Here is a 22402-nt window from a genome sequence, read left to right as displayed (position 1 = left end):
GATCGAGATCACGCGCGCGTGGCATTCCCCATCAGATAACGCGGATGTGATCCGGCTGTTCTGCGTGGGTCACCCCTGAGCAGATCCATCCCGCCAGCGGTTCACAATCGGATAGCGCCGGTCAAGCCAGAACGCCCGCTTGCTGAGCCGTGTGCCGGGGGCCGCCTGAAACCGCTTGTATTCGCTGATGTAGAGCAGATGTTCCACCCGCTTGGCATCGGCCAGATCGTAACCCGCCGCAACGCAATCCGAAATAGAGCCATCCTGATCCACGAGGATTTCCAGAATCCCATCCAGCACCGGGTAATCCGGCAGCGAATCGCTGTCCTTTTGATCGGCGCGCAATTCGGCACTGGGCGGCTTGGAAATGACCTGCTCGGGGATCACCGCCCCCTTTGGCCCCAGCATCCAGCCGCGATATTGGGCGTTGCGCCAGCGGCAAATCTCGAACACCCGCGTTTTGTAGAGATCCTTGATCGGGTTATAGCCCCCCGCCATATCGCCATAGATCGTGGCATAGCCCACCGCCACCTCGGATTTATTGCCGGTGGTCAGCAGCATCTCGCCAAACTTGTTCGACAGCGCCATCAGCAACAGACCACGCAGGCGTGACTGAAGATTCTCTTCGGTCAGGTCCGGTGCCCTGCCGTCAAACAGCGGCGCCAGCGTCGCCGTGATCGCCGCGCGCCCCGCGTCGATGGGCACGAAATCATAGCGACACCCCAAGTTTTCAGCGACCGCCTTGGCATCCTCTAGCGATTCTGCCGAGGTATATTCCGATGGCAACATCACGCAGCGCACATTCTCAGGCCCCACCGCATCAACGGCAATGGTTGCCACAATGGCGCTATCCACCCCGCCCGAAAGCCCCAGCAAGACCTTGGAAAACCCCGATTTGCGCAGGTAATCGCGCAAACTGAGCACCATCGCGGTATAGTCCTGCTCCATATCATCGGGCAGATGCGCCAGATCCCCCGGCAGCGCGCGCCAGCCCTCCGGCCCCCGCTCCAGATCGACATGCGCCACCGCCTCTTGAAACATCGGCAATTGCACCGCGAGCGCCCCACCGGGATTGAGCACGAAAGAGCCGCCATCGAACATCTGATCGTCCTGCCCGCCCACCATGTTGAGGTAGATAAGCGGCAATCCAGTCTCGATCACCCGCGCCACCATCATATTCTGGCGCAGGTCCATCTTGTCGCGGTAATGCGGCGATCCGTTCGGCACGAGCAGGATTTCAGCGCCGGTTTCGGCCAAAGTCTCGACCACATCCTCGTGCCAGGCATCTTCGCAAATCGGGCTGCCGATCCGCACCCCTGCCACCGTATAGGGCCCCGCCACCGGCCCGCTGTCATAAAGACGCACCTCGTCGAAGACCGTCTCATTGGGCAGATGATGCTTGAGCACGCGGGCGCGCACAGACCCGCCCTGCAGGATATAATAGGCATTGTGCAGGCTCACACCATCCAAGGCCGGGCCGCCAATCGCCAACGCCGGCCCGTCGGCGCAGTCACGCGCCAGCGCCTCGATCGCGGCAATCGCCGCCTGATGAAAGGCGGGTTTTTGCACAAGGTCTTGCGTGTTGTAGCCGGTGATGAACATCTCGGGCAGCGCCACCAGATCGGCCCCCGCCGCGCGCCCCTTGTCCCATGCGTCGCGCGCCAGACGCGCATTGCCCGCCAGATCCCCCACCGTGGGGTTCAACTGCGCCAAAGTCAGGCGAAACCGGTCAGCCATGCGCGTGCCCTCTGCATATCCACGCCTCCGATGTAGCAGATCGCCGCCGGAGGAAAAGCCGATTTGCCCAAAAGCCGTTGTCAGCCCCTGCCCCGTCCTCTAGATTTGCCTCAGCCGCCGCATCATCGGGCGGGATCGGGCATCGGGGCAAATATGACGTTTTCGCGCACAAGACCCATCCTTCTGAGCATCGCACTTGGTGCGGCCAGTATGGCCGCCGCTCAGGATGCGGAGGTGCAGACCAAGCAATATGACGATGGCGGCATCTATGAGGGCACGTTCAAGGACGGGCTGCAACATGGCACCGGCAGCTATACCCTGCCCAATGGCTATGAATATACCGGCGAATGGGTCGAAGGCGAGATCAGGGGCAAGGGTGTAGCACGCTTTCCCAATGGCTCGGTCTATGAGGGCGAATTCGCGCGCGGCAAACCCAATGGCATCGGCAAGATCGTCTTCACCGATGGCGGCACCTATGAGGGCGCATGGGAGGATGGCAAGATCACTGGCCAAGGGGTTGCGATCTATGCCAATGGCGTGCGCTACGAGGGCGGGTTTCTGAATGCCATGCACCACGGGCGCGGCCGGATGCAAAGCCCCGGTGGCTATATCTATGACGGCGATTGGGTGAATGGCGTCAAGGAAGGCGCGGCCAAGATCACCTATCCTGATGGCGCGGTCTATGAGGGGGCTGTTGCACGTGGTGCGCGCGAGGGTGAGGGCACGCTCACCATGCCCGATGGGCTGATCTATCAGGGCACGTGGCGCGCCGGAGAGATTGACGGCAAGGGCAAACTCACGCAGCCCAATGGCGATATCTATGAGGGCGATCTTGTCGCCGGACGGCGCGAAGGCACGGGCCGTGTGACCTATCAGAATGGCGATCTCTATGAGGGGGCCTTTAAGGAGGACCGCCGCCATGGTCAGGGCACATTCACCGGCACCGATGGCTATCTGTATCAGGGCGAATGGGTCGCGGGTAAAATCTCGGGTCAGGGGCGCGTGACCTATCCCGATGGTTCGGTCTATGAGGGGCAGTTCCGCGATGATCTGGCCAATGGCGCGGGGCGCATCACCTATCCGGACGGCGCAACCTATGAAGGGTCATGGGTTGGCGGCGTGATCGAGGGCACTGGGCGTGCCACCTATCCCAATGGCCTTGTCTATGAAGGCGAATTCAAGAACGCCCGCAACCATGGCACGGGGGTTATGACCTACCCCGACGGCTATCGCTATGAGGGGGAATGGCAGGACGGCCAGCGTCACGGCACCGGCACCGCCACCTATCCCGATGGCACGATCTATGTGGGCGGGTTCGTCGAAGGCCAGCGCCACGGGCAAGGCAAGATCACCATGCCCGATGGCTTTGTCTACGAGGGCGAATGGCAAAACGGCGAAATCTCTGGCCAGGGTGTGGCCACCTACACCAATGGCGATGTCTATGAGGGCATGTTCCGTGCGGGCAAGCGGCAGGGCGAAGGCACTATGCGCTATGCCAGCGGCCAAGAGGCCAGCGGCACATGGGAAGATGGCGCGCTCTCCGGGGCGACAACCCAGACCGAGTGATCAGATCGCCCGATCCGCATCAAGATCGGCCAACACGCGCGCGGCCCCATCAAGCACCGCTTGACGGCGGCCCGCCTCCATTTTGTCCCATGTGCGATAGACCGGCCCCATACGGGGATTGCGCCCGAACCGGTCGCGATTCCGGATCAGGAAATCCCAGTAAAGCAGGTTAAAGGGGCAGGCATTCTCGCCCGTCTTTTCCTTGACAGAATAGGCGCAGGACCGGCAGTAATCCGACATTTTGTCGATGTAATTGCCCGAACTCACATAGGGTTTGCTTGCGATAATGCCGCCATCGGCAAACTGGCTCATCCCGATCACATTCGGGGCCTCGACCCATTCAAAGGCATCGGCATAGACCGCCAGATACCACTCATGCACCTGACCCGGGTCAATCCCGGCCAAAAGCGCGAAATTGCCCGTCACCATCAGGCGCTGAATGTGATGGGCATAAGCCTCTTTTGCCGTGGTCTCAACGGCATGGGCGACACAGTTCATGCGCGTCTTGGCCCCCCAGAACATCGCCGGCAACTTGCGCTTATGTCCCAGCGCGTTGCGCGTCACATAGTCCGGCCCCTCGCGGAAATAGAGGCCGCGCATATATTCGCGCCAGCCGATCACCTGCCGGATATAGCCCTCGGCGGCATTGATGGGCACCCGGCCTGCTTTCCATTCCTCAACAACACGGGCGCAGATATCCACAGGATCAAGCAATCCGATGTTCATATACATCGAAATCACCGAATGATGCAGGAACGCATCCCCTTCCAGCATCGCATCCTGCGTGTCGCCGAACCCCGGCAGCAGATGCCGCGCGAAATGGTCGAACGCCTGCGCCGCCGCATCCCGCGTCACGCCAAACCAGAACGGGCGCAGCGCTCCGAAATGGGTGCCAAACCGTGCCTCGACCAGATCAAGCACCTCTTGCGTGATCGCATCCGGTTCAAACCGCAACGGCCCCTCGCGCAGCAAATCCGCCTGCGCCCGCTTGCGGTTGTCATGGTCGAAATTCCACTTACCCCCCGCCGGTTGGTCGCCCTCCATCATCAGCCCGGTCTTGCGGCGCATCTCGCGGTAAAAATACTCCATCCGCAGCTCTTTGCGCCCCTCGGCCCATTGGTCGAACTCTTCCAATGAACAGACGAACCGATCATCCGGCAGTTGCCGCACCGTCAACGGGGCGTCCGACAGGGCCTCGATCAGCCGCCATTCCCCCGGCTGTGTGGCGATCACCTCAGACGCCCCAAATTCCTCGGCCCGCCGCATCAATTCCCCCACAATCGAGGGCGTGGCCGCAGGATCGTCCAGCCGCGTATAGGCCACCTGCCAGCCCTCGGCCGTCAACGCCTCTGCGAAATGCCGCATCGCCGACAGGATGAGCGCGATTTTCTTGGGATGGTGCGGCACATAGCTGCCCTCATCCCTCACCTCGGCCATGACCACCACGTCGCGCGTCTTGTCGCCCGCGCGCAGCGCCGAAAGATCCGGGCTGAGTTGATCCCCCAGCACCAGAAGCAGCCGCGCTACCATGGCACGGTTGCCCCCTGCCAATCAAAAAAGCCGCCGCTCTCTTCGGGCCGCAAGCGTTCGATGACGCCAAGCAGGTTCTCTGCCGCCTGCGCTGCGGGCACCGCCGGATGCCGCCCCAGATATTTGCGGGTAAACTCTGTCTCAACCGTGCCCGGATGCAAGGCCACGCAAATCGCCCCTCGGTGACTGCGCCCCAATTCAATCGCGCCGGTGTGGATCATCTGATTCAGCGCCGCCTTGGCGGTGCGATAGCTATACCAACCGCCGAAATTATTGTCGCCAATCGACCCCACCCGCGCCGAGAGTGCGGCAAAGACCGCCCGCCCCTCGCGCGGCAAAAGGCGCAGGCTGTGCTTGAGCACCAAGGACGGCCCCATGCAATTGAGCGCGAATTGATCCAGCATCGCCTGCGCGCTCACCTGCCGCAGCGCCTTTTCCGGCGCGGCCCCGGCAATTTCCAACGCGCCAGTCGTCACCAATATCAGGTCAAACGGCCCGTCCAGCGCGCCAAGGGCTGCCGCAACCGACGCCTCATCGGTCACGTCCAAACCGTCGCCGCTGCGCGACAGGCCCGTGACCGTCACACCACGCGCTTCCAAGGCCGCGCTTACAGCCTGCCCGATGCCGCCCGAAGCGCCGATGATCAATGCTTTTTCCATGGCGCAGACCTAGCCGAAGCCAGCACAGCTTCAACCCCCAAAGCCAAGCGCAATTTCGGGGTTTTCATCGCCGCGCCGCATGCCTATAGTTTCGCCCATGTTGATGCAGGATCATATCACGCCCTTGCCCCACGCCCTTCGGCGTGCCGCTCGGGCTGTCCTGCTAGGCCTAAGCCGCCTCTGAGCGTGCCGTCTTGGCGCGACCGCTCAGAGGATGTGCCGTTTCGCGCCGCAGGCTTAGGATTTTTTGAAAGAGACCAACATGACCAACACCTCTAAAGATCGCGTCGTCATCTTTGACACAACCTTGCGCGACGGCGAACAAAGCCCCGGCGCCACCATGACCCATGCCGAAAAGCTCGAGATTGCCGGGCTGCTCGATGACATGGGCGTCGATATCATCGAGGCGGGCTTTCCCATCGCCTCTGAGGGCGATTTCAACGCCGTCAGCGAGATAGCCAAGAACTCGAAAAATGCCGTGATCTGCGGCCTCGCGCGGGCCAATTTCAAGGATATCGACCGCTGCTGGGAGGCGGTGAAACACGCCGCCCGCCCGCGCATCCATACCTTTATCGGCACCTCACCGCTGCACCGCGCCATTCCCAATCTCGACATGGACCAAATGGCCGAGCGTATCCACGAAACGGTGACACATGCCCGCAACCTCTGCGACAATGTGCAATGGTCGCCGATGGATGCCACCCGCACCGAATGGGATTATCTCTGCCGCACGGTCGAGATTGCGATCAAGGCGGGGGCGACCACGATCAATATCCCCGATACCGTGGGCTATACCGCACCCGAGGAATCGGCCTCGCTCATCCGTCGGCTGATCGCCACCGTGCCGGGGGCCGATGAGGTAGTGTTTGCCACCCATTGCCACAACGATTTGGGCATGGCGACGGCCAATGCACTGGCCGCTGTCGCAGGCGGCGCGCGGCAGATCGAATGCACGATCAACGGCCTTGGCGAACGCGCCGGCAACACCGCATTGGAAGAGGTGGTGATGGCCCTCAAGGTGCGCGGCGACATCATGCCCTATGAAACGGGCGTCGATACCCGCAAGCTGATGAACATCTCGCGCCGGGTTGCCGCCGTGTCGGGCTTTCCGGTGCAGTTCAACAAGGCGATTGTTGGCAAGAACGCCTTTGCGCATGAAAGCGGCATCCATCAGGACGGCATGCTCAAAAACGCCGAGACATTCGAGATCATGCGCCCCGAGGATGTCGGTCTTACCGAGACCAATATCGTCATGGGCAAGCATTCAGGCCGCGCGGCGCTGCGCTCCAAGCTCAAGGATTTGGGCTATGAATTGGCCGACAACCAGCTCAACGATGTGTTCGTCCGCTTCAAGGAATTGGCAGATCGCAAGAAAGAAATCTACGATGACGATCTTGTGGCGCTCGTCAACGCAGGCGTGGACCCCGACAATAACCGCCTTCAGATCAAACACTTGCGCGTGATCTGCGGCACCGATGGCCCGCAACAGGCGACGCTGACGATGGACATTGACGGGCGCGAGGTCTCGACCGAGGCCACCGGAGACGGCCCCGTCGATGCCACGTTCAACGCGGTTAAAGCGCTCTTTCCGCATGAGGCGCGGTTGCAACTCTATCAGGTGCACGCGGTGACCGAGGGGACAGACGCACAGGCCACCGTGTCCGTGCGGATGGAAGAGGCCGGGCGCATCGTAATGGGCCAATCGGCCGATACCGATACGGTCGTGGCTTCGGCCAAGGCCTATGTCCACGCCCTCAACCGCCTGCTCGTGCGCCGCGAGAAAACCGGCAGCGACGCGCGCGAGGTCAGCTACAAAGACGTATCGTAACGGTCCATTGAGCACAGAACAGCAAAGCCCGGATGACAGGATCATCCGGGCTTTTTTGTCGGTGCTCTGGTGTCATGCGTTCCTTGGCCGAGCCGCGCGGGACGCGCAAGCGCGCCCTACTTCGCCCAATCCCAAGGCCGCACGAATTGGCCCAGCACATGCCCCACGGCCTCGCCCTCGGCACTGGCAGACCCCGATACCTTGGCCACAAGCCCAAGTTTCTTGTCATCCACCACAGATGTCACCCGCGCATCAATCCCGGCATCGGCCAAGGCCGCATTGTAAATTCGCGTGATCGCCAGCTTGCGCAGGTCGGGCTTGAACACCTTGCCCACGGCGGTTTTCGGCAATTCCGCCAAGACCTCGACATGCTTGGGCACCGCCGCGCGCTCATGCACATGCCGCTTGCAATGCTCGAGCAGCTCCTCGCCCGTGACCGTGGCCCCGGCCACCAGTTCGACATAGGCGCAGGGGATTTCGCCCGCATGGGCATCCGGCTGACCAATGGCCCCGGCCATGGCAACCGCCTTATGCACCATCAGCGCTTCTTCGATTTCGGCGGGGTCGATGTTATGCCCGCCCCGGATGATCAGATCCTTGGCGCGCCCTGTGATCCAGAGATAACCCTCCGCATCAATCCGGCCCAGATCGCCAGTGCGCAGGTAGTCGCCATGGTAATAAAGATCGCGGTTCTTGTCGCCCTCGGTATAGGTATGGCCGGCGTAAACGCCCGGATTGGAAATGCAGATTTCGCCCACCTCATCGACGGCGCAATCCATCGGCCCATCCGGCGTGCCCTTGATGATCCGCACATCCGTATAAGGAAACGGCACCCCCACCGATCCCACCTTCTTTTCGCCTTCGGGCGGATTGGCCGAGACGAGGCACGTCGCCTCGGTCAGGCCATAGCCCTCGATCACCGCGATGCCGGTGGCCGATTCGAACCGGTTGAACAGTTCCAGCGGCATCGGGGCCGATCCAGAAAAGGCGTTCTTGACGGTCGACAGGTCCGCATCAACCTTGCGCTGCATCAGCGCCGAAACGGCCGTGGGCACGGTGATGATGAAACTGATCTTCCAGCGCTCGCAGAGCTTCCAGAAATTATCAAACACGCCCTCGCCGCGATAGCCTGCGGGCGTCGGAAACACGACATGCGCGCCCGATTTGATCATCGCCATCAGAATCACATGACACGCAAACACATGAAACAGCGGCAGCGGGCACATCACATTGTCCTGCTCGGTAAAGAGCAGCGTGTGACCGATCCAGCCATTGTAGATCATGCCGGAATATTTGTGCTGCGCCACCTTGGGCATGCCGGTGGTGCCGCCGGTGTGGAAATAGGCCGCCACCCGGTCGCCTGTGCTATCGGCAAAGCTCAGCGTTTTGGGCTGACGCGCGATCGCCTTGTTGAAATCCAGACAATCGGCATGGTGCTGCACCGGGTTCTTGGGCCGCACGAGGGGCACGATCCAGCTTTTCGGCGGCGTGAGATAGCGGTTGAGGTCAATCTCGATCACCGTATGCACGCTCGGCGCGTGGCGCACCGCCTCGGCGGTCTTTTGCGCGATGTCGGTCTTGGGAAACGCCTTGAGCGTGACCACCACCTTGGCCCCCGTCTCGCGCAGGATGGCGCTAATCTGCTCTGGCTCGAGCAACGGGTTGATCGGGTTGACGATGCCCGCGATCATCCCGCCAATCGTTGCAACCGCAGTTTCCAGACAGTTGGGCAATACCAGCGCCACCACATCGCCCTCACCCAGCTTGAGGCTGCGAAACAGATTGGCGGCTTGGCAGCACTGATCATGAAACTGCTGCCATGTCAGGGTTTGCGCCTTGTCCGTTGCACCGGAAAACAGCTGATAGCTGATTGCGGGCCTGTCCGGAAAGCTACGCGCGACATTGCTCAACATTTGATAGATCGTTTGGGGGCGCTCGCGCGCCGCCCAAGGCATTTCGTTCTGGATGTCGAGCGCATCCTGTCGCGTCATGAACGCCATCGGTCCGTCCTCCCTGATTTATCCCGCGTTCCCGGCGCGGGTTTCTCCCGTTCACGGCAGAATGTGCGGGAATTCAGGTTCGTGCAAGATTTACGCTGCGTTTTGACGCATTTGTACCGCGTGGCTCTAACTTGCCCCCGACACACAGGCGACCATCGCGCCAGCCATATCGCGCAGCATCTGCGGATAATGCCCCGGCCCTGCCGCAAGCTGGCTGCCGAGCGGATCAATCACGCCATGCGACACCCCCTCGCCAAACACCGTTTCGACCAGCTTGGGATCGAACTGCGGCTCGGAAAAGACACAAGTGACACCGCGCGCCTCAGCCATTTCCCGCAAGGCGGCAATCCGGGCCGGTCCCGGCGCCACCGCATCGCTTAGCGAAATCGCCCCCGCTGCGGAAATGTCAAAGGCGGTCTCGAAATACTGATAGGCATCGTGAAACACCAAAAACGGCACATCCCGCACTGGGGCCAACTGCGCTTTGATCTCTTCGGACAGGGCCTGTAATTCCGCCTGCGCTGCCTCTGCATTCGCGGCATAGATCATGGCATTCTCCGGGTCATGCTCGGACAATTCCTGCGCGATCAATCCCAACCAAGCCTGCGCATTCGCCGGATCAAGCCAAGCATGCGGATCGGCCCCGTCGTGGGCGTGATCGTGCCCATGTTCGTGGTCATGATCATGGTCGTGACCATGCGCCTCCGCATGATCCTCGTGGCCCTTGTCCTCGTGGTCGTGATCTTCGTGGTCGTGATCTTCATGCCCATGATCTTCGTGCGCATGATCTTCATGCCCGTGATCCGCATGCGCCTCAAACGCAACCCCCTCCCGGAACGGCAAGACGCGGCTGCCCGCAGCCCCCAGCAACTCCACGGCATGTGCCTCGGATGCCAGCGCATCAATCGCCCCTTCCAGCCACGGCGTCAGCCCCTCTCCCATCCAGAAGACCAGATCAGCCTCTTCCAGTGCCGCCGCCTCGGAGGGGCGCATTGCATAGCCATGCGGCGAGGCACCCGAGCGCACGATCACATCAGGCTCGCCCACCCCCTGCATCACCCGCGCCACCAACGATTGCACCGGCGCAATATCCGTGGCCACTCGGGGCGCGTCGGCCATCGCGGCTGAGGCAAGCGTCATCCCAAGGCTGAGTGGAGCAAGAAAACGGATCGGCATGGCAGTCTCCATATGTGATATCATAACATTTAGCGCCACTTGATAAATGTAACCCTATAACATATCAACCCCCAAATGATCCCACGGGCAACACCGACGGAGGGCGAGATGGATACGATCGGATTCGAGGCGCATGATCACAAGGGCTGCATGCGCGCCGCCCTCGCCGCTGTCGAGGCGCATTGTGCCCGCCACAAGCTGCAATTCACCCCCGTCCGCCGTCGCGTGCTGGAAATCCTGCTCAGCGAACACCGCGCCATGGGGGCCCATGAAATCCTCGACACGCTGCGTAGCGAGGGGTTGGGCTCCCAGCCCCCAGTGGCCTATCGGGCGCTGGATTTCCTTGTGACACATGGCTTTGTTCACAAGATCGAGCGCCTGAACGCCTTTATCGCCTGCACCCATCCGGGGCAGGATCACACGCCCGCGTTCCTCATCTGCCGCCAATGCGATGCGGTGGCCGAGGCCCATGCCGAACCCTCAAAGGGGATGTTGGGCCGGGCCGCCGCCGACTCGGGCTTTACCATCGAACAGGCAGTGGTCGAGGCGATGGGCCTGTGTCCGCAATGTCGCGAGAGCGCCCAGCCATGCGCCTGATCGAAACCAAGGGGCTGACCGTTCAGTTTGGCCGCTCGACGGTTCTGTCGAATGTCAGCCTTGCGCTCGACCGGGGCGAGATCGTGACCATCGTCGGCCCGAATGGATCGGGCAAATCCACGCTGCTGCGCACCTTGATCGGGGCGCAGAAACCGGCACGCGGCGAGATCATCCGCCGCCCCGGCCTGCGCATCGGCTATGTGCCGCAAAAGCTGCATATCGACCCAACGCTGCCGCTGACCGTCACCCGCTTTCTCAGCCTGCCACGCCACCACCCGGCCGAGGCCACGCGCGCCGCTCTCGAACAGGCGGGGTTGCCAGACCTGCGCAATCGACAAATGACAGACCTCTCGGGCGGGCAGTTTCAGCGCGTTCTGCTGGCGCGTGCGCTTCTGGAAAAGCCAGATTTGCTGATCCTCGACGAGGCCACGCAGGGGCTTGATCAACCCGGTTCTGCCGCGTTTTACCGCCGCATCGAAGAGGTGCGGCGCGAATTGAACTGCGGCGTTCTGATGGTCAGCCACGAACTCCATGTGGTGATGAGCGCCTCTGACCGGGTGATCTGCCTCAATGGGCATATCTGCTGCGAAGGCCACCCCGAGGTGGTCGCCCAAGCCGAGGAATATCGCGCGATTTTTGGCACCGGCACCCAAGGCGCGCTGGCGCTCTACCGGCATGAACACAACCACGCCCATGATCATGACCATGACCATGACCATGACCACGGTCCTGCACATGATCACCCCCACAGCCACGAGGCCGCCGAATAATGCTGGATGATTTCATGGTGCGCGCGGCCCTTGCTGGCCTAGGTGTGGCGCTGGCCGCCGCCCCCTTGGGCAGCTTTGTGGTCTGGCGGCGGATGGCCTATTTTGGCGATGCCACGGCCCATGCCGCAATCCTGGGCGTGGCGATGGCGCTGGCCTTTTCGATGTCAGTCTTTGTTGGCGCGCTGGCCATGTCGCTGATCATGGCAACGACGGTCTCCACCCTTTCGGGGCGCGGCTTTGCCATGGATACGATGCTGGGCGTTCTGGCCCATTCGGCGCTGGCCTTTGGCCTTGTGGCGGTGTCCTTTCTGTCGGGCGTCCGGATTGACCTTATGGCGTATCTTTTCGGCGATATTCTGGCGGTCAGCCGGGGGGATTTGCTGGTGATCTGGGGCGGCGCAGCCCTGGTGCTCAGCCTGCTTGCATGGCGCTGGCAGGCGCTTTTGACGGCAACGCTCAGCCCGGATCTTGCGTGGTCCGCAGGTATCGACCCGCGCCGCGAACAGCTTGTGCTCACGCTGGCACTGGCCGTCGTGGTTGCCGTGGCGATCAAGGTGGTGGGCGTGCTGCTCATCGCCGCCATGCTGATCGTGCCCGCCGCCGCCGCCCGTCCCTTGGCCGCAACGCCCGAACGCATGGCGGCTATCGCCACGCTGATTGCGGGGGGCTCTGCCTTGGGCGGTTTGCGGCTTTCGTTTCAGTTCGATACGCCGACAGGGCCGACGATCGTCTGTGTCGCGGCGCTGATCTTTGCCACGACCGCCCTGATCCGCAGCGGCCTGCGGCATCACGGCGCGGCATCCGACTAAAACAGTCGGAAATCACCCTTGACTCTTTTTGTCGGAAATACGAGAGATATCCTATCAAATCACTCGGATACCTCGAAAGGACTCCCGATGCACCCGATCAAAGCCGCCCTGAGCGTGACCGCTCTGCTTGCCCTGACCGCCCCTGCGCTGGCGCAAGAGGTCAACCTCTATTCCAGCCGCCATTACGATTCGGATGATGCGCTTTACGAGGCTTTCACCAAGGAAACCGGCATCAAGATCAACCGGATCGAAGGCAAAGAAGCCGAGTTGATCGAGCGCATGAAGGCCGAAGGCGCCAACAGCCCGGCGGATGTGTTCATGACCGTGGACGTGGGCAATGTCTCGCGCGCGGTGGATGAGGGCCTGTTGCAACCCTTTTCCTCGGATCTGATCGAGAGCAATGTCGCGGCCAATCTGCGCCATCCCGACAATCTCTGGACCGGCCTCTCGCAGCGCTCGCGCATCATCTTCTACGCCAAGGACCGGGTCGAGACCCCGCCCCAAACCTACGAGGAATTGGCCGACCCCAAATACCAGGGCCAGATCTGCATTCGCTCCTCGTCGAACGTCTATAACCAGTCGCTGCTGGCCTCGATCATCGAAGTGCATGGCGAAGAGGCGGCCAAAGAGTGGGCGGCAGGCATCGTCGCCAATATGGCCCGCGCGCCAGAGGGCGGGGATACCGATCAGCTGCGCGGCATCGTGTCGGGCGAATGTGATATCGCTGTCTCCAACACCTATTACTTTGCCCGTGGCCTTGCCGGGGACGTGGACGGTTTGACCAGCGGCATCGACGGCATCGGCTGGGTCTGGCCCAATCAGGAAGACCGGGGCGCGCATATGAACCTTGTGGCGGCGGGCATTGCCGTCAACGCCCCCAACCCGGAAGAGGCACTTGCCCTGCTCGAATTCCTCGCCAGCGAAACCGCACAAGAGCAATTCGCCAATGGCAACAACGAATACCCGGTGCTGGCCGGTGTGGATATCGGCGAGCATGTGGCCAAGCTGGGCGAGTTCAAACCCGACAGCACAACGCCCACCGCCTCGTTTGGCGCGAATGCCGCCAAGGCACAGGCCATCTTCAACGAAGTTGGCTGGAACTGATCCGTCACCCCCTCTGCGGCCCTGCACGATTGCGCGGCTTGCATGATTGACCTAAGGTCGGGCTCCTCAACAGGGGCCCGGCTTTTTCATGACATCCGTTCGGCTACGATTGCTGATCCTGGCACTTTTGCCCTTGGCGGTGCTGATGCCGCTTTTGTTGCTGGTGGCGATCAACCGCTGGTCTGCGAATTATGACAACCTGCTGATCACCAATGTGGCCAGTGATCTGCGCATCGCAGACCAATATCTGCAACGCCTGCTGACCAGCACCGGCTCTGAGGTCACAAGCCTGGCCCGCTCTTTGCGCTTTGACGAGGTGGCGCGCACCTCTCCCGCCGGCCTGCCCGCGTTTCTGGAAGAGAACCGCCGCGCGCTTGGCCTTGATTTTCTCTATTTTATGCCGCAACACGAGGCGCGCAAACGCTCGGCCGACTGGCCGGTGATTGACACCGCCCTACGCGGCCAACCCGCCACCGAGATCGACATTTTCACGCCCGGCGATCTGCTCTCGCTGCCCCAGACCGGCGTAACCCTTGCCAATCGCGCGCGCGTCCCGCTTGTTGCGACTGTTGCCGCGCAGCCCACCAGCCGCCAGACCGAGGATCGCGGCATGGTCGTGCACAGCGCCACGCCAGTTACAGCAATCGGGGCGCAAGGTGTGCTGATCGGTGGGCTTCTGCTCAACCGCAATCTTGATTTCATCGACACAATCAATGCGCTGGTGTACCGCGACACCGGCACCACCGGCGACCGCCAAGGCACCGCCACGCTCTTTCTCGAGGATGTGCGCGTATCGACCAATGTGCGGCTCTTTGCGGGCGAACGCGCGCTTGGCACGCGGGTTTCGGCGGCGGTGCGCGCCACCGTGCTCGACAAGGGCCAGACCTGGCTTGATAGCGCGTTCGTGGTCAATGACTGGTATATCTCGGCCTATCGCCCCCTGACCGACAGCTTTGGCAAACGGGTGGGCATGCTTTACGTGGGTTTTCTTCAGGCCCCGTTTGATGCCGCCAAACGGCGCGCCTACCTACTGGTTCTTGCCGCGTTTCTGGTTGTTCTGGCCGTCAGCGCGCCGCTCTTTCTCAGGCTTGCGCGCAATATCTTTGCTCCGCTCGAACGCATGACCCGCACCATGGAAGAGGTCGAAGCCGGCGATATGACCGCGCGCATCGGCCCGATCGCCGCACGCGACGAGATTGGCACCGTGGCGGCCCATCTCGACACGCTGCTCGATCAGGTGCAGGAGCGCGACCGCGCCCTGCGCGCATGGAACGAAGACCTGAACGCCCGCGTCGAGGCCCGCACCGCCGAATTGCGCGAGGCGAATGCCAAGCTTGAGACCACTTATCAGCAACTGGTGATGTCCGAAAAACTGGCCTCTATCGGCGAGATCACCGCCGGTGTTGCCCATGAGATCAACAACCCGGCGGCGGTGATCCAAGGCAATCTTGACGTGATCCGCCAGACGCTGGGGGCGCACACCGAACCGGTGATCACCGAACTTAACCTCATTGACCGTCAGATCGGGCGGATCACCGCCATCGTGGGCAAATTGCTGCAATTCGCCCGCCCCGGCGAATTCGGCACCTTTGAGGAAAATGTCGATCTGGCCAGTGTTCTGCGCGACTGTCTGGTTCTGGTGGATCACGTTGTGACCAGATCCGGGCATACGGTGACGCTGAACGCCCATCCCGACACGCCGCCGGTGCGCATCAATCCGGGTGAGTTGCAGCAGGTGATCATCAACCTTGTCACCAACGCGGCGCAGGCCATGAAAACGCCCGGTCACCTGACCCTCACCACCCGTCCCGAGGATCGCGGCAGCTGCCCCGGTGCCGCGCTCTTGGTTGCAGACACCGGCCCCGGTATTCCCAAAGACAAGCTGCCGCTGGTGTTCGATCCGTTCTTCACCACCAAACAGGGCGAAGGCACCGGGCTTGGTCTCTCGGTCAGTCAGACCCTGATCCAACAGGCAGGCGGACGGATCACCGTGCGCAATCGTGTTGAAGGCGGCGCGGAATTCACCGTCTGGCTGCCCGGCTAAGCGCGATCAGCCCGGCCCGGTCAGCCAGGCATGATGCAGCGCTGCCACGGCGCAGGACGCCAGCCTTGCCATATCGTCATCCGCCCGCGAATTGAGAATGATCGGCACCCGCGCGCCCAGCACCACACCCGCCGCCTCGGCATGGGCGAGATAGGTCAATTGCTTGGCCAGCATATTGCCCGCATCAAGATTGGGCAGCACCAGAATATCCGCCCGTCCCGCCACCGGCGATGACAGCCCTTTGGTCCGTGCCGCGGCCATATCAACGGCATTGTCCATCGCCAGTGGCCCATCCACCAGCCCGCCGGTGATCTGCCCCCGCTCGGCCATCTTGGACAAGAGCGCCGCATCAATCGACGAGGGCAGATCGGGATTGACCGTCTCGACCGCCGATAGAACGCCGACCTTTGGCATCTCGATCCCAAGGCTCAGCGCCAGATCAATCGCGTTCTGCACGATGTCCATCTTGGCGCGCAGATCAGGCGTGATGTTGATCGCCGCATCCGTCACCAACAAAAGATGCGCCAGCCCCGGCACGTCCATCACAAAGATATGCGTCAGCCGCCGCGCGGTGCGCAGCCCCGCCGCCTTGTCCAGCACCGCCCGCAAGAGTTGGTCGGTATGCAGATGCCCCTTCATCACCGCCCCTGCCCGCCCCGCCTGCACCAGCGCCACAGCGCGCCGGGCTGCGGCCTCGGGGTCTTTCTCTGCGATGATCTCGATCCCTGTCAGATCCGCCTCCAGCGCTTGCGCTGCAGCCGCAATGCGGATGGGATTCCCAATCAGGATCGGTGCGATCAGCGTATGCGCCCGCGCCCGCAGCGCGCCGCCCAAGGAATTGACCTCTTCGGGACAGACCACCGCCGTTACCAGCGGCTCGAGCGGCTCCGCCCGCTTGAGCAGCTTTTCGAAATGCCGGTGCCGCTGCACGATCAGGCCGGGCAGATCGTGGCTGGAATAGTTCAGCTTGCGGCGCGGGGCCTCGACCACCGCCACGCCCGATACGATCAGCGCATCATCGCGCAGGCGCCGCACCTCGGTGGCCAGCGTCACGGTCATGTCGCGGTCATTGCGATCCGTCACGGTGACCTGGCTTTCAACCTCGTCGCCGGCATGGGCGTGGTTGTGAAACACAAGGCTTTGCGCGCGGTAAAGCGTTCCCGCCCCCGGCAAAAGATTGCCCAAGACCGCCGATATCAAAGCCCCCAGAAACATCCCCGGCACATAGGCCTCGGGCTGACCATCACCATCGCCATCCAGATCATAGAGATGCATCGGGTTGTGATTGCCCGACATATTGGCAAAGACCAGCAAATCATCCTGCGTGCACAGCCGCCGCAGGCTCTGGCTCTGCCCCACCTGCAACTCGTCAAAGACGCGGTTCTCGATCTTCATCCGGCAAACCTCCTGCCCTGCAGCCTGCGCGCGCCCTAACCCAGCCTCACCCCACCCAAACGCGGGCCTGTGTCAGGCGTATGACGCAGCCCGCCAAATCAAAGCGCGCGGGCGCTCTGGCGCAGTTCGAATTTCTGGATCTTGCCGGTGGATGTCTTGGGCAATTCCTGAAACACCACCGCCTTGGGCGTCTTGAACCCCGCCAGCCGCTCACGCGCAAAGGCGATCAACTCGGCCTCGCTCACCTCGGCCCCGTCCTTCAACTCGACAAAGGCGCAAGGCACCTCGCCCCATTTCTCATCCGGCTTGGCGACCACGGCACAAAGCATCACGGCAGGATGGCGCATCAATACCCCCTCGACCTCGACCGAGGAAATATTCTCGCCACCCGAAATGATGATATCCTTGGCCCGATCCGCGATCTTGAGATAGCCGTCGGGATGCTGAAACGCGATATCGCCGGAATGGAAATAGCCCCCGCGAAACGCCTCTGCGGTCGCCGCCGGATTCTTGAGATAGCCTTTCATCACCGAATTGCCCCGGATCATGATCTCGCCCAAGGTTGCGCCATCCATCGGGATTTGCGCCATGGTTTCGGGGTCCATCGCCGTGATCTCTTCCATCATCGGCATCAAAACCCCGGTGCGCGCCTTGATCGTATAGCGCTCATCCTCAGGCAGGGCATCCCAGCCATCCTGCCACAGACATTCGGTGACATGACCATAAGTCTCGGTCAGGCCATAGACCTGCGTCACGGTAAAGCCCAACGGCTCGATCGCAGCCAATGTCGCGGCGGGCGGCGGGGCCCCTGCGGTGAACACATCGACCACATGGTCGAACGCGCGCCGCTCGCCCTCTTTGGCATGGACGATCATATTCAGCACGATGGGCGCGCCGCCGAAATGCGTGACCCCCTCATCGGCAATCGCGTCATAAATCGCCCGCGCCGTAATATCGCGACAGCAAACCACCCTGCCCCCCAGCATCGGCATCAGCCAGACATGGTTCCAGTTGTTGCAATGAAACAGTGGCACGATGGTCAGATAGGTCGGATAGCGTGGCAATTGCCAACTCACGACCGTGCCCATGGTCATCAGATACGCCCCGCGATGGTGATAGACCACGCCCTTGGGCCGCCCGGTGGTGCCAGAGGTGTAATTGAGCGCCAAACTCTCCCATTCGTCCTCGGGCATAATCCACGCAAAATCGGGATCGCCAGAGGCCAGCAACTCCTCATACTCCATGTAATGCCCATGGGCATGCACGCCCGCCGCATCATCCGCCACCTCGACCACGCCGGGCGGTGGGCCTTCCATCAACTCGATTGCCTGCGCCAGCACCGGCAGGAATTGCGGATCGCACAGCACCACCCGCGCCCCGCCATGATCGAGAATATAGGCGATTGTATCGGCCTCTAGCCTTGTGTTGATGGCATTGAGCACCGCACCACAGGCGGGCACCCCAAAATGCGCCTCGCAATGGGCAGGTATATTGGGCAGGAGGGTGGCCACCACATCGCCGGGCTCGATCCCCAGCTTGACCAAGGCCGAGGCCAGCCGCGATACGCGCGCGTGATACTCTGCATAGGTGCGCCGCGTGCCGCGATAAACCAGCGCTTCACGATCGGGAAATATCTGCGCCGCGCGCCTCAGATGCGACAGCGGCGTCAGCGCCACAAAATTCGCGGCGCATTTCTCCAGCCCGGTCTCCTCCTTCATCCAGCCCATCGCGCACCTCCTCTTGTCCCTGCGGATCCGTCCAAGGAATAGAGCAATGCCAGAGCGATGCAATTGCCAAACACGCGTCCCAGAGCCTGTGAGAGCGTGCTTTCACGCTGAAAAAGTAACTTTACAGGTTCAAATCGCAGCACTAAGGGGACGAAGCGACGTGTGCAAAATTTCAGCACGGTGCGGCGTGATTCTGAAAGGTATTTGTATGATTGTTTCCGGCACGCGCCGCCCAAATGTCTTAACCAGTCGATTGTTCAGATTACGCTTCGCGCTTGCGCAGGCCCTCAGCATGACCATCGAGGTTCGGACCGACACAGGCAGCTACCGGTTCGCGTGCCGCAGCTATACCGAATACAAACGCGCCGTCACTCTCCTGCAAAAGGAAGAGGGCACGATCCGCTGGCTGCGCGACACGCTGCGCCCCGGCGATACCTTTTGCGACATCGGGGCCAATGTCGGCCTCTACTCGGTCTTTTCCGGCAACCTTGTGGGCGAGACCGGGCATATCCTGTCCTTCGAGCCGCATGCCGCCAATGCGCTCAGCCTGATGCAAAACATGGCGTTGAACGGTCTGAGCAGCCGCGCCAAGGTGATTTCGGCCGCTTTGGGCGACCGCAACGGCTTTTTCGACTTCAATATCATCGAGGCGACGGCGGGCTCGGCCATGAGCCAGCTTGACCGCACCCTTGATGGGCACGAGCGCCCCTTCGTGCCGGTCCTGCGCGAATTCAAGGCCGCCTTTACCCTTGATCATCTGGTTGCCGAAGGCATTGTGCCTACACCCGATGTGATCAAGGTCGATGTCGACGGCAACGAGCTTCTGGTCATGGCGGGGATGCGCAACGTGCTTGGCTCTGCCAAACGCCCCCGCTCGGTTCAGGTCGAGGTCAGCCCCCACTACGCAGAGGATCTCGATGCCTTCATGGACGGGCTTGGCTACCGGGCGCAAAAGCGGCACCGCACCGACATCGGTTTACGCAAACTTGCACGCGGCGCCGATCCGGTGTTGATTGCGCATAACGCAATCTACGCTCCGGCTGCGGCCTAAGACCCGCACCGCCCGAACAAGGAGACACCCATGATGTTCAATCTCGACGGCGCTGACGTCCGCCACGATCCCTTTCCCATCGCCTTTGCCAAGCCGGTGTTTGACGCCGACCTCTACCAAGAGATGCTGGACAACTGGCCCGACACTGAGCGGTTTCAGTTCATGCCCAAGCTGGGCAACAAATATTCCCTCTCCGAGGTGAACAACGCCAAACAGTATCACGACTTCATCAAGTCGACCCCGGTCTGGAAACGCTTTCACGACGAGGTCAAAAGCGAACGCTTCGTGCGCGGCATCGTCGATTTTCTGGCCAGCCACAACATCGACCTCGACCTTGGCCGCAAGATGGTGCTCACCAACACGCCCGGCGCGCGCCTTGGCCTGCGCCTGACCGAGGCGCTCTGCGGCGCGGCCTTGGTCGAGCGGCGCAAGACTCCGCTGCGCTCGCGCTTTGAATTCTCGATGATGCCGGGCGATGGCGGCTCGATCCTGCCGCACACAGACGCGCCCGCCAAACTGATCACCGTGGTCGTCTCGATGGTCGCGCCGGGCGAATGGAAGCCGGAATATGGCGGCGGCACTTCGGTCGTCTGGCCCAAGGACAAGACGCGCAGCTTCAACTTCCGCAACACGTTCTTGCCGTTCGAAGAGGTGGACACGCTCGATTGCTACGAGTTCAACTCGAACCAATGCATGATCTTCGTCAAGACTTTCAATTCCTGGCACGCCGTTGAGCCGATCAAGGCCCCCCGCCCCGACATGTTCCGCCGGTCCCTCACGATCAATATCGAGGTGCCGAAGAACTGAGCGTAAGAGGCCTGCGTCGCGGCCATGCGCCGCGACGGGATGGCCCGGGGCCTTTTACAGCCCCAACCTCGCCATCACGATGTCATTGACCGCCTTGGGATTGGCCTTGCCTCCCGTGGCTTTCATCACCTGCCCCACGAACCAGCCCGCGAGTTTGGGGTTTCCTCTCGCCTTTTCCACCTGTGCGGGGTTGGCGGCGATGATCTCGGCCACGGCCTGCTCAATCGCGCCGGTGTCCGTCACCTGCTTCATGCCGCGCGCCTCGACGATCTCTTCGGGGTCGCCGCCTTCGGTATAGACAATCTCGAAGAGGTCCTTGGCGATCTTGCCGGAAATGGCGTCAGACTTGATCAGCCGGACGATCCCGGCCAATTGCGCCGGGCTAACGGGGCTATCCTCGATCGAATGATCCTCTTTCTTGAGCCGTCCAAAGAGCTCGTTGATCACCCAATTCGCCGCCAGCTTGCCATCGCCCGCGCCCTCTGCCACCGCTTCGAAATAGGCGGCATTGGCCAGATCAGCGGTCAGCACGTTGGCATCATATTCCGATAGCCCGAATTCCAGCACGAACCGCGCCTTCTTGGCGTCCGGCAGTTCCGGCAGGTTGGCCGCAATCTCATCCACCCAAGCCTGCTCGATTTCCAGCGGCAAGAGGTCAGGATCGGGGAAATAGCGGTAATCATGCGCCTCTTCCTTGGAGCGCATGGAGCGGGTCTCGTTCTTGTCCGGATCATAGAGCCGGGTTTCCTGCACCACCGTGCCGCCCGCCTCGACAATCGCGATCTGACGTCGCGCCTCATATTCGATGGCCGCTTGGATAAAGCGCATGGAGTTCATATTCTTGATCTCACAGCGCGTGCCCAGATGGCTGAAATCCTGCGTCTCCATGTATTTCTCATACTGGCCGGGGCGGCAGATCGATACGTTCACATCCGCCCGCAGATTGCCATTCTGCATATTGCCATCGCAGGTGCCCAGATAGCGCAGGATCTGGCGCAGCTTGGTCACATAGGCGGCGGCCTCTTCCGGCCCGCGAATATCGGGGCGGCTCACGATTTCCATCAGGCAGACGCCGGTGCGGTTCAGGTCCACAAAGGACATCGCCGGGTCCATATCGTGAATCGACTTGCCCGCGTCTTGTTCCATGTGGATGCGCTCGATCCGCACCAGACGCGCCACGCCGGGGGCCATATCAACCAAAATTTCGCCCTCGCCCACCAACGGATGATAGAGCTGGCTGATCTGATAGCCCTGCGGCAGATCGGGGTAGAAATAGTTCTTGCGGTCAAAGGCCGACCAAAGGTTGATCTTGGCCTTAAGGCCCAGCCCCGTGCGCACCGCCTGTTCGACGCAGAATTCGTTGATCACCGGCAACATGCCCGGCATCGCCGCATCGACAAAGGCGACATTGGAATTGGGCTCCGCCCCGAATTGCGTAGACGCCCCGGAAAACAGCTTGGATTTCGAGGCGACCTGCGCATGCACCTCCATCCCGATCACCAGTTCCCAATCATGCTTGGCCCCCGCAATGACGCGAGGTTTCGGCGTTTCATAGGCGAGATCGAGCATGGCACTGCCTCCGGCTGACATATCAGAGGCGTT

General features: G+C 61.7%; 17 protein-coding genes. 9 read left to right on the top strand and 8 right to left on the bottom strand.

Features of this window, described 5'->3' with window-relative positions; translation table 11 throughout:
* Nucleotides 1-69 precede the first annotated feature (69 nt).
* The gene (locus tag ACLGGT_RS13955; protein WP_437196579.1) at nt 70-1737 is read right to left on the bottom strand and encodes an NAD+ synthase; all 1668 of its coding nucleotides are present in this window, start codon (nt 1735-1737) and stop codon (nt 70-72) included.
* 153 nt (nt 1738-1890) lie between these two features.
* On the opposite strand from ACLGGT_RS13955, the gene ACLGGT_RS13950 reads away from it, so the two are divergent.
* Nucleotides 1891-3303: an MORN repeat-containing protein gene (locus ACLGGT_RS13950; RefSeq protein WP_437196577.1), complete on the top strand. Its 1413-nt coding sequence runs from the start codon at nt 1891-1893 to the stop codon at nt 3301-3303.
* Here the strand turns inward: ACLGGT_RS13950 and ACLGGT_RS13945 are convergent, their stop codons facing one another.
* Nucleotides 3304-4833 carry a cryptochrome/photolyase family protein gene (locus ACLGGT_RS13945; RefSeq protein WP_437196575.1) on the bottom strand — a complete coding sequence of 510 codons (1530 nt, stop codon included), beginning with the start codon at nt 4831-4833 and terminating at the stop codon, nt 3304-3306. It abuts the gene before it with no gap.
* Nucleotides 4827-5492 carry an SDR family oxidoreductase gene (locus ACLGGT_RS13940; RefSeq protein ID WP_437196573.1) on the bottom strand — a complete coding sequence of 222 codons (666 nt, stop codon included), beginning with the start codon at nt 5490-5492 and terminating at the stop codon, nt 4827-4829. Before ACLGGT_RS13940 ends, ACLGGT_RS13945 begins: the two co-directional genes overlap by 7 nt.
* Nucleotides 5493-5754: 262 nt before the next feature.
* On the opposite strand from ACLGGT_RS13940, the gene ACLGGT_RS13935 reads away from it, so the two are divergent.
* The gene (locus ACLGGT_RS13935) at nt 5755-7320 is read left to right on the top strand and encodes a 2-isopropylmalate synthase (RefSeq protein ID WP_008280268.1); all 1566 of its coding nucleotides are present in this window, start codon (nt 5755-5757) and stop codon (nt 7318-7320) included.
* 116 nt (nt 7321-7436) lie between these two features.
* Here ACLGGT_RS13935 and ACLGGT_RS13930 read toward each other — a convergent pair whose 3' ends face one another.
* Both ACLGGT_RS13930 and ACLGGT_RS13925 read right to left on the bottom strand, forming a co-directional pair.
* A complete protein-coding gene (locus ACLGGT_RS13930; RefSeq protein ID WP_151978821.1) occupies nt 7437-9320 on the bottom strand; it encodes an acyl-CoA synthetase in 1884 nt (627 codons plus the stop codon).
* Nucleotides 9321-9446: 126 nt separating this feature from the next.
* The gene (locus ACLGGT_RS13925) at nt 9447-10496 is read right to left on the bottom strand and encodes a zinc ABC transporter substrate-binding protein (protein WP_422002054.1); all 1050 of its coding nucleotides are present in this window, start codon (nt 10494-10496) and stop codon (nt 9447-9449) included.
* Nucleotides 10497-10604: 108 nt separating this feature from the next.
* Here ACLGGT_RS13925 and ACLGGT_RS13920 point away from each other — a divergent pair, with 108 nt between their 5' ends.
* From ACLGGT_RS13920 to ACLGGT_RS13900, 5 genes are all read left to right on the top strand, one after another.
* Complete coding sequence (locus ACLGGT_RS13920; RefSeq protein WP_437196571.1) at nt 10605-11093, top strand: Fur family transcriptional regulator; 489 nt, start codon at nt 10605-10607, stop codon at nt 11091-11093.
* Nucleotides 11084-11863 (top strand): metal ABC transporter ATP-binding protein, encoded by a 780-nt coding sequence (locus tag ACLGGT_RS13915; RefSeq protein WP_437196570.1) that lies wholly within the window; start codon nt 11084-11086, stop codon nt 11861-11863. The genes ACLGGT_RS13920 and ACLGGT_RS13915 overlap by 10 nt, the downstream gene beginning before the upstream one ends.
* Entirely contained in the window at nt 11863-12672 is an 810-nt protein-coding gene (locus tag ACLGGT_RS13910; protein WP_437196569.1) for a metal ABC transporter permease, read from the top strand. Before ACLGGT_RS13915 ends, ACLGGT_RS13910 begins: the two co-directional genes overlap by 1 nt.
* A gap of 87 nt (nt 12673-12759) precedes the next feature.
* On the top strand, nt 12760-13776 hold the full coding sequence (locus ACLGGT_RS13905; protein ID WP_081508225.1) for a Fe(3+) ABC transporter substrate-binding protein: 1017 nt from the start codon (nt 12760-12762) through the stop codon (nt 13774-13776).
* 88 nt (nt 13777-13864) lie between these two features.
* Entirely contained in the window at nt 13865-15820 is a 1956-nt protein-coding gene (locus ACLGGT_RS13900) for a sensor histidine kinase (protein ID WP_081508224.1), read from the top strand.
* A gap of 6 nt (nt 15821-15826) precedes the next feature.
* On the opposite strand, the gene ACLGGT_RS13895 is transcribed toward ACLGGT_RS13900, so the two are convergent.
* Together ACLGGT_RS13895 and ACLGGT_RS13890 are read right to left on the bottom strand one after the other, a co-directional pair.
* On the bottom strand, nt 15827-17215 hold the full coding sequence (locus ACLGGT_RS13895; RefSeq protein ID WP_437196568.1) for a bifunctional enoyl-CoA hydratase/phosphate acetyltransferase: 1389 nt from the start codon (nt 17213-17215) through the stop codon (nt 15827-15829).
* A 98-nt stretch (nt 17216-17313) separates the two neighbouring features.
* Entirely contained in the window at nt 17314-18942 is a 1629-nt protein-coding gene (locus ACLGGT_RS13890) for an AMP-binding protein (RefSeq protein ID WP_008280259.1), read from the bottom strand.
* A gap of 292 nt (nt 18943-19234) precedes the next feature.
* Between ACLGGT_RS13890 and ACLGGT_RS13885 the strand changes: the two genes are divergently transcribed.
* A complete protein-coding gene (locus ACLGGT_RS13885; RefSeq protein WP_199861264.1) occupies nt 19235-19993 on the top strand; it encodes an FkbM family methyltransferase in 759 nt (252 codons plus the stop codon).
* Nucleotides 19994-20023: 30 nt separating this feature from the next.
* Nucleotides 20024-20800, top strand: coding sequence for a 2OG-Fe(II) oxygenase (locus tag ACLGGT_RS13880; protein WP_008280257.1), 777 nt, complete (start codon nt 20024-20026; stop codon nt 20798-20800).
* Nucleotides 20801-20854: 54 nt separating this feature from the next.
* Here ACLGGT_RS13880 and gatB read toward each other — a convergent pair whose 3' ends face one another.
* A complete protein-coding gene (gatB, locus tag ACLGGT_RS13875; RefSeq protein ID WP_375553936.1) occupies nt 20855-22369 on the bottom strand; it encodes an Asp-tRNA(Asn)/Glu-tRNA(Gln) amidotransferase subunit GatB in 1515 nt (504 codons plus the stop codon).
* Between the last annotated feature and the right edge of the window lie 33 nt (nt 22370-22402).

Origin of the sequence: Roseovarius sp. MS2 (assembly GCF_051447875.1) — a bacterium.
GTDB lineage: Bacteria > Pseudomonadota > Alphaproteobacteria > Rhodobacterales > Rhodobacteraceae > Roseovarius > Roseovarius mucosus_A.
The sequence above is the reverse complement of the archived record's forward strand: the minus strand, read 5'-3'. Positions and strand labels throughout refer to the sequence as shown.

Coding starts and splice junctions, on each gene's coding strand:
- ACLGGT_RS13955 (WP_437196579.1), bottom strand. CDS start 1,737: ATGGCTGACCGGTTTCGCCTGACTTTGGCGCAGTTGAACCCCACGGTG.
- ACLGGT_RS13950 (WP_437196577.1), top strand. CDS start 1,891: ATGACGTTTTCGCGCACAAGACCCATCCTTCTGAGCATCGCACTTGGT.
- ACLGGT_RS13945 (WP_437196575.1), bottom strand. CDS start 4,833: ATGGTAGCGCGGCTGCTTCTGGTGCTGGGGGATCAACTCAGCCCGGAT.
- ACLGGT_RS13940 (WP_437196573.1), bottom strand. CDS start 5,492: ATGGAAAAAGCATTGATCATCGGCGCTTCGGGCGGCATCGGGCAGGCT.
- ACLGGT_RS13935 (WP_008280268.1), top strand. CDS start 5,755: ATGACCAACACCTCTAAAGATCGCGTCGTCATCTTTGACACAACCTTG.
- ACLGGT_RS13930 (WP_151978821.1), bottom strand. CDS start 9,320: ATGGCGTTCATGACGCGACAGGATGCGCTCGACATCCAGAACGAAATG.
- ACLGGT_RS13925 (WP_422002054.1), bottom strand. CDS start 10,496: ATGCCGATCCGTTTTCTTGCTCCACTCAGCCTTGGGATGACGCTTGCC.
- ACLGGT_RS13920 (WP_437196571.1), top strand. CDS start 10,605: ATGGATACGATCGGATTCGAGGCGCATGATCACAAGGGCTGCATGCGC.
- ACLGGT_RS13915 (WP_437196570.1), top strand. CDS start 11,084: ATGCGCCTGATCGAAACCAAGGGGCTGACCGTTCAGTTTGGCCGCTCG.
- ACLGGT_RS13910 (WP_437196569.1), top strand. CDS start 11,863: ATGCTGGATGATTTCATGGTGCGCGCGGCCCTTGCTGGCCTAGGTGTG.
- ACLGGT_RS13905 (WP_081508225.1), top strand. CDS start 12,760: ATGCACCCGATCAAAGCCGCCCTGAGCGTGACCGCTCTGCTTGCCCTG.
- ACLGGT_RS13900 (WP_081508224.1), top strand. CDS start 13,865: ATGACATCCGTTCGGCTACGATTGCTGATCCTGGCACTTTTGCCCTTG.
- ACLGGT_RS13895 (WP_437196568.1), bottom strand. CDS start 17,215: ATGAAGATCGAGAACCGCGTCTTTGACGAGTTGCAGGTGGGGCAGAGC.
- ACLGGT_RS13890 (WP_008280259.1), bottom strand. CDS start 18,942: ATGGGCTGGATGAAGGAGGAGACCGGGCTGGAGAAATGCGCCGCGAAT.
- ACLGGT_RS13885 (WP_199861264.1), top strand. CDS start 19,235: ATGACCATCGAGGTTCGGACCGACACAGGCAGCTACCGGTTCGCGTGC.
- ACLGGT_RS13880 (WP_008280257.1), top strand. CDS start 20,024: ATGATGTTCAATCTCGACGGCGCTGACGTCCGCCACGATCCCTTTCCC.
- gatB (WP_375553936.1), bottom strand. CDS start 22,369: ATGCTCGATCTCGCCTATGAAACGCCGAAACCTCGCGTCATTGCGGGG.